Below are 7,007 nucleotides of genomic sequence, written 5' to 3' on the forward strand. Positions count from 1 at the left end.
ATCGCCCGGCCGGCCGAGGAGATGCTGTATCTGGCGATGGAGGACTTTCGGGTCGACGTGGTGGTCGGCAAAGGCCCTGGGGCAGCATCGATTCCGCTGGAAGTGGCGCCGTTCACTTTGGTCGGTGCGACCACCCGCTCCGGTGCGCTGACCGGCCCGCTGCGCGATCGATTCGGGTTCACCGCGCACATGGACTTCTACGAGCCGGCCGAATTGGAGCGAGTGCTGTCCCGATCGGCGGGCATTCTGGGTATCGAACTGGGCGCCGACGCCGGTGCGGAGATCGCCCGCCGTTCGCGGGGCACCCCGCGCATCGCCAACCGGCTGCTGCGCCGCGTCCGCGACTTCGCCGAGGTGCGCGCCGACGGGGTGATCACCCGCGACGTGGCCAAGTCTGCCCTAGCGGTCTACGACGTCGACGAACTCGGCCTCGACCGGCTGGACCGCGCTGTGTTGTCGGCGTTGACCCGCAGCTTTGGCGGCGGCCCGGTCGGGGTGTCGACGCTGGCGGTCGCGGTCGGCGAAGAGGCCACCACCGTCGAGGAAGTGTGCGAGCCGTTCCTGGTGCGGGCGGGCATGATCGCCCGCACTCCGCGCGGCAGGGTGGCAACCCCGCAGGCGTGGACGCACCTGGGGCTGACGCCACCCCCACAAGCCACCGGCTTGGGGCAGCCGGGACTGTTCGAGTAGGCGGACGAGCTCGGGAAGCCGGAGCGCCGGGTCGCGGCCGTGGGAATTAGGCTGATTCGTGGCAACCGCTGTGCCGTCACACGCCCAGTCGAGGTGAAGGAGACAACCCGTGCAGCGGGAAATCGCAGAGCGGGTCGACGCTCTCGTCGCGGCCGACACGGCGCGTCTGACCGCGCTGTTCAAGGACATTCACCGCCATCCCGAGCTGGGTTTCGCCGAGACTCGCACCGCGGGCACTGTCGCGCAGGCGTTGAACGACTTGGGTTTCGCGGTGACAATCGGGATCGGCGGCACCGGTGTGGCGGCGGTACTGGCCAACGGCGCCGGCCCGACCGTCATGTACCGCGCTGACATGGACGCACCCCCCGTCGAGGAAGCCGCCGGCTTGGACTACGCGAGCACGGTGCGTACGGCTCACCCGCGACGACGGTACCCAGACGCCGGTCGCCCACGTGTGCGGTCACGATGCGCACGTCACCTGGATGCTGGGGATGGCAAGGGTGCTGGCCCAGACCACCGACACGTGGTCGGGCACCGCGGTTCTCATCGGCCGGCCCGCCGAGGAACTGATCGCCGGCGCTCAAGCCATGGTCGACGACGGGTTGTACAAAGTCGTGCCGAAACCGGATTTCCTGATCGGCATGCACACCGCGCCGGCTCCGGTTGGCTTGGTGGCGTCCTGCGGTGGCCCGATGATGTCGGGCACCGACCAGATCGACATTGTGTTCTACGGGGTTGGTGGGCACGGCTCGATGCCGCAACTGGCCAAGGACCCGGTGCTGATGGCGGCGCTGGCCGTGGTGGAGTTCCAGACGATCATCAGCCGGATCATCGCCCCGCAGGAGACCGCGATGCTCTATGTCGTCGACGTGGCCGCTATCCCACTGGGCGCGAAGATCGCCAGCTACGCGATTCTGGAGTTGCTGAGCACGGCGTGATCGTCAGACCCGACCGCTTTAGAGCAGTCCGAGCAGTTGCAGATCGGTGACATATTTGACGATCACCGGCTGCGTGACATGCGGAATGTCTTTGTCCGGGCCGATTTTCGCTTCTTGCACCGCGGCGCGGAACCGGTCGGTCGGAGCCATCGACCCGTTGATCGGCGTTTGCGGCTGCCGGTAGTTGTGCAGCAGCGGCAACAACGAGTACTGGCGTTGCCGCTCGGGCAGAGTCCGCAGCGTCATCTCGAATCGCTGCAGCCAGGCGCTGTAGTCGCCGATCCGCTGGATCGAGTAGCCGGCGTCGATCAGCCAGTCGACGTACTCGTCGAAGCCGATGCCGTCGTCGTAGGGGTTCATCACGTGGTAGGTCTGGAATCCGTCCACCACCTGTGCGCCCAGAGTCGAGATCGCTTCGGCGATGAATTCCACTGGCAGCCCGTCGTAGTGGGCGCGTTGGCGGTTGCCGTCGGCGTCGAGCTCGTAGAACGATGCCGGCGCGATCCCGGTGGCGACCACGCTGAGCATCTGCCGGGTGAACATGTCCGGCAGGTTCAGCTGGCCCGCGTAGGTCGTGTCGGCCAGGATCATGTCGCAGCGGAACACCGCGACCGGCAGGCCGCACAGGTCGTGGGCTTCACGTAGCAGGACCTCGCCGGCCCACTTGCTGTTGCCGTAGCCGTTGGCGTAGCCGTCGTTGACCGCCCGGGTGGCGCTCACGACCCGGATGTCGGCGTCTTCGACGAAGCTGCCGGGCGCAATCTGATCACCCACACCGATCGTCGACACATAAGCGAAGGGCTTCAGCTTCGCCGTCAGCGCGATCCGCAGCAGCTCGGCAGTGCCCACCGCGTTGGGACCGAACAACTCGCTGTAGGGCAGCACGTGGTTGACCAGGGCGGCCGGGTCGACAATCAGATCGACGGTGTCCGCCAGCCGCTGCCAGGTCGCGTCGGCCAGGCCGAGGTTGGCCTCGCCCTTGTCGCCGGCGATGACCTCGAGGTGGTCGGCGGCCAACGTCCGGTAATGCGCCAGTAGCGTCGGGTCGCCGCTGTCGAACGTCGAGTCCAGCCGCGCACGTGCCTCCGCGTCGCTCTTGGCCCTGACCAAGGCAATGACCTTGCCGTCGACGAGGTCCATCCGCTCCAGCCATTCCAGCGCCAGATAGCGGCCCAGGAATCCGGTCGCGCCGGTCAACAGCACGGTCCGAACCTCGCGGTCAGCCTTTGGCAGGTTGGGAGCCGCAGCCAGGGTGGCCTCGTCGACGAACTTGTCCAACGTCAGGTCGGAGGCAGGCACCTCGGTCGCGTCCCGGCCATGCACCGATGCGAAGCTCGGCCGCTTGCTGCCGCGTCGTTCACCCTCGATGTAGGTGGCGATGGCCTGCAAATCGTTGGCCGGGCTGACGATCACGCCGACCGGTACGTCCACATCGAAGATTTCGCGCAGCAGGTTGCCGAATGTCAGCGCCGACAACGAGTCACCGCCCAAGTCGGTGAAATGCGCGTCGACCGTCAGATCAGATTTGGCGGCGCCGAGCATCGCCGCCGCCGCACGGCTGACGGTCTGCAGCACCGGGGCGTGGGCGCCGCTGCGACGCAGCTCGGAGAGTTCGTTGGCCTGGCCTTCGGCCAAGTCGGCATACAGCTGTTCGAGGCGCTCGCCGTAGTGCTGCTTGAGCTTGGGCCACGCCAGCTTGCGGATACCGGTCAGCAGACCGTTCTCCAGGCTGAACGGCGTGGTCTCGATGATGAAGTCGCGCGGCACCTCATAGGACTGCAGGCTCGCCTGGCGGGCGACGGTCTGCAACGACTCGGCGATTTCCGACTTCGACGCGGTCTCGTCGCTCGGCACCACGACCGCCAAAAGGTAAGGCTGCGCGCTGTTTCCGTAGACATAGATCTGGCGGATCAGCGGGCTGTTGCCAAACTCGGCTTCCAGCTTGGCCAGCGTGACGAACTCACCCTGCGCCAGTTTCAGCACGTTGTTGCGGCGGTCCACGTAGACCAGGTGGTCCGGGGAGGTCTCGGCGAAGACGTCACCGGTGCGGTAGTAGCCGTCCTCGTCGAACACGCCCGCGCTGGTTTCGGCCCGCTTGTAGTAGCCGGGGAACATGTTGGGTGTTTTGAGCAGCAGTTCGCCCCGTGGATAGGGCCGGTCGGTGGCGAAGTAGCCGAGTTCGGGGACGTCGACCAGCTTGTAGTCCTGCACCGGTGGACGCTGGACCTCACCGTCGAGCAATACCATTCCGGCCTCGGTGGAGCCGTAGCCGTCCACCAGATGGATCCCGAGTAGCGATTCGACCCATCTCCGCAGTTCAGGCGAGATAGGCGCCGAGCCGGTCATGGCGAAGATGAAGCGCCCGCCGAGCAGCTCGTCGCGCAGCTCGGTCAGCACCTGCGCTTGCGCGGTGTCCTGCTTTACTCCTGCGGCGGTCCGCCGGCCGACTTCGCTCTGGTATTCGCTGTAGAGCATCTCCCAGATGCGTGGCACGAAGTTCATCTCGGTGGGACGTACCAAACGCAGATCCTCGAGCAGCGTGGACAGGTCGCTCTTGGCGGCGAAGTAGGCGGTGCCGCCGTTGCCGAGGGTGCCGTAGAGGGTGCCGCGGCCCATCACGTGGCTCATCGGCATGAAATTGAGGGTGATCGACGCGGCGCTGGGCCCGAACCAGTTCTTGGTCGAGCGGTTCCACATCTTGGCGGCGTTGCTTTGCGGGTACATCGCGCCCTTGGGGGCTCCGGTGCTGCCCGAGGTGTAGATCAGCACGGCCAGCGGGTCTTCGTCGCCATCTGCGATGGCCTGCGCCACAGGTAGATTCGCGCCGCGCTCACGTACGTCGTCGAGGACTTCGACGGTCAGGCCGAGGTCGGCGAGCCGCTCGTGGGCGGTTTGCAGGGCCTCGCGGTTGTCGTCGATGTCGTGGCGGTAGTCGAAAACGACCAGTCGTCGTGTGGTGTGGCCGGCGTGGGCGGCGGCCAAGATCACGTCGACGGCGTCGGCGAGATAGTCGACGCTGGCCGCGAACAGGGTGGGCTCGGTCTCCATCACGATCGGCTGCAGTTGTGTGATCGCTGCGCTGGTCTGCAGGGGAACCGAGATGGCGCCGACGCGGCCCAGGGTGATGTCGACGGTGGTGTAGTCGACGCTGGTGAATCCGAGCACGCAGACACGGTCACCCCGGATGATCATGCCGTCGGTCAGCGCGCGGGACAGGTGGTCGATCCGTTCGGCCAGCTCGCCATAGGTGAGGGGGGAGAACCAGGGGAGCAGTGTGGCGGTGGTCCGCCCGGTTTGGGGGTCTTCGACCAGCTCAAATGCGCGCTGGGCCAGCGCCGCCCGATCAGAGTAGCCCTCCAGTACGGCCGTGGTCACTGCAGTCAGTTGGGTCCCGGCCGCCTCGATGGTTGCGGCCACCCGCGGATCAGGTCGCGCTGCAGCGAACTCGGGGTCGTTGGCGGCGAACTCCGCCGCGCGACGTTGTTGGTCTTCCTGGGTCTCGACCGACATAGCAGAACCTCACAACTTGCGAATTTGGGAATCATATCGGTGCGGCGTTGCACCTAATGAGTACTACGTTAGCAAAGGTAACTATATTCCGGGCGACCGGGCTCTGGCGCCGCTGTGTGATTGATGGCCGGACATGCGCTGCGCTGCGGGCCAAAGCCACTTAGAGCCCGGCGAGCAGACCGGCCAATACGTCAAGGCCCTCACTGAGTAACTCGTCGCTGATCGCCAGCGGAGGCAAAAATCGGACGACATTGCCGAAGGTGCCCGCCGTCAGCACGATGACGCCCGCCGCATGGGCTGCGGTGGCTAGTGCGTTGGTCAGCGTGGCGTCGGGCTCGGCGTTGTCGGGGTTGACGAACTCGACGGCAATCATGGCGCCACGACCTCGGACGTCGCCGATGCGATCATCGGCGGCCTGCAGCGCGTGCAGACGGTCTTTCATCAGCCGCTCGATCTGGCGAGCTCGTTCGATGAGCCCGTCGGCTTCGATGGTGTCGAGGGTGGCCAGCGCGGCCGCGCAGGCCAACGGGTTGCCGCCGTAGGTGCCACCCAGGCCGCTGGTGTGCGGCGCGTCCATGATCTCGGCGCGACCGGTCACCGCAGACAGCGGCAGGCCGTCGGCGATGCCCTTGGCTATACAGACCAGGTCGGGTTGGACGCCTTCGTGTTCGCAGGCGAACATGGCCCCGGTCCGGGCGATCCCGCTCTGCACCTCGTCGGCGATGAACACCACGTTGTTGTCCCGGCACCAGCGCAGCAGTGCCGGCAGGAATCCCTCGGCGGGGACGATGAAACCGCCTTCGCCCTGGATGGGCTCGACGATGATCGCGGCCAGATTGTCCGCGCCGACCTGCTTGGCAATGATGTCGATGGCGCGACGGGCGGCGAGTCCGCCGTCGGTGGCCATGTCCTTGTCGATCAGCCCGTCGCGGTAGGGATAGGACATCGGCGCCCGGTAGATCTCCGGCGCGAACGGGCCGAACCCGCTTTTGTACGGCATGGACTTCGCGGTCAGCGCCATCGTCATGTTGGTGCGGCCGTGGTACGCGTGGTCGAAAGCCACCACGGCGGACTTTTTGGTGTACGAGCGGGCGATCTTGACGGCGTTTTCCACCGCCTCCGAGCCGGAGTTGAACAGCACCGAACGTTTTGCGCCCGGACCGGGGGCCAGCCGATTCAGTTGTTCGGCGACGGCCACGTACTCCTCGTACGGCGTCACCATGAAGCAGGTGTGGGTGAAATCCGCGGCCTGCGCGGACACCGCCTGGACCACTCGCGGCGCGGAGCTGCCGACGGTGGTGACCGCGATGCCCGATCCGAGGTCGATCAGTCGGTTGCCGTCGACGTCTTCGACGATGCCCCCCGCCGCCCGAGCGGCGAACACCGGCATGGTCGTGCCCACCCCGGCCGACACCGCCGCAGCGCGACGTCTAGTCAGCTCCAGCGATGCCGGGCCAGGGATTTCGGTGGACAGGTGGCGGCTTTGTTCGATAGCGGTCACGTCGAAAGCGTAGCCCGCCGACGACCCGGCCCGCGAGGCTCAACATGGGCAGGGCGCACTGTCGGCGCCCGCCGACTGTGTCACGGACGTAGGCAGAAGCCCGGTGGATCGCTACGCACGCTGCACAGTCGGCGTCGGGTCCGCCACGCCGAAATCAGCCGGCAGCGGTATGCCCCAGCTCTCGGCAGACATTGCCATTGGGATCCCACCATTGCCCCGGGGGGCAGTTGAGTGCCGGGCCCTGGCCGAGCGGGCGGCAGATGTTGCTGTACGAGTCCCAATATTGGCCGGGATCGCAGTTCGCGGGCGGGTCAGCCCAGCTCGTGGCCGGCGTCGCGAATGCGACTGCAGCCCCCGCGAGCACCATG

General features: G+C 66.7%; 6 protein-coding genes. 2 read left to right on the forward strand and 4 right to left on the reverse strand.

Going from position 1 to position 7,007, the window contains the following annotated elements:
• Window positions 1-690, forward strand: a 690-nt coding sequence (ruvB, locus tag AC2VOU_RS19610; RefSeq protein ID WP_486958861.1) for a Holliday junction branch migration DNA helicase RuvB, incomplete at its 5' end; no start/stop codon positions are given.
• A 76-nt stretch (window positions 691-766) separates the two neighbouring features.
• Here ruvB and AC2VOU_RS19615 read toward each other — a convergent pair.
• Window positions 767-1,108 carry a hypothetical protein gene (locus tag AC2VOU_RS19615; RefSeq protein ID WP_486958862.1) on the reverse strand — a complete coding sequence of 114 codons (342 nt, stop codon included), beginning with the start codon at window positions 1,106-1,108 and terminating at the stop codon, window positions 767-769.
• Between the two features lie 34 nt (window positions 1,109-1,142).
• Here AC2VOU_RS19615 and AC2VOU_RS19620 point away from each other — a divergent pair, with 34 nt between their 5' ends.
• The gene (locus AC2VOU_RS19620) at window positions 1,143-1,628 is read left to right on the forward strand and encodes a M20/M25/M40 family metallo-hydrolase (protein ID WP_486958863.1); all 486 of its coding nucleotides are present in this window, start codon (window positions 1,143-1,145) and stop codon (window positions 1,626-1,628) included.
• Window positions 1,629-1,646: 18 nt separating this feature from the next.
• Here AC2VOU_RS19620 and car read toward each other — a convergent pair whose 3' ends face one another.
• The 3 genes from car to AC2VOU_RS19635 all read right to left on the reverse strand — a co-directional run bounded on the left by car (window position 1,647) and on the right by AC2VOU_RS19635 (window position 7,006).
• Window positions 1,647-5,138 (reverse strand): carboxylic acid reductase, encoded by a 3,492-nt coding sequence (gene car / locus AC2VOU_RS19625; protein ID WP_486958864.1) that lies wholly within the window; start codon window positions 5,136-5,138, stop codon window positions 1,647-1,649.
• Window positions 5,139-5,298: 160 nt separating this feature from the next.
• Window positions 5,299-6,639 carry a 4-aminobutyrate--2-oxoglutarate transaminase gene (gene gabT / locus AC2VOU_RS19630; protein WP_486958865.1) on the reverse strand — a complete coding sequence of 447 codons (1,341 nt, stop codon included), beginning with the start codon at window positions 6,637-6,639 and terminating at the stop codon, window positions 5,299-5,301.
• 154 nt (window positions 6,640-6,793) lie between these two features.
• Entirely contained in the window at window positions 6,794-7,006 is a 213-nt protein-coding gene (locus tag AC2VOU_RS19635; protein ID WP_486958866.1) for a hypothetical protein, read from the reverse strand.
• Between the last annotated feature and the right edge of the window lies 1 nt (window position 7,007).

It is taken from the genome of Mycobacterium sp. TH-M25 (assembly GCF_057473665.1).

Excerpts from the sequence above, each read along its gene's own strand:
- car (WP_486958864.1), bottom strand. The coding sequence starts at position 5,138 with ATGTCGGTCGAGACCCAGGAAGACCAACAACGTCGCGCGGCGGAGTTC.
- AC2VOU_RS19635 (WP_486958866.1), bottom strand. The coding sequence starts at position 7,006 with ATGGTGCTCGCGGGGGCTGCAGTCGCATTCGCGACGCCGGCCACGAGC.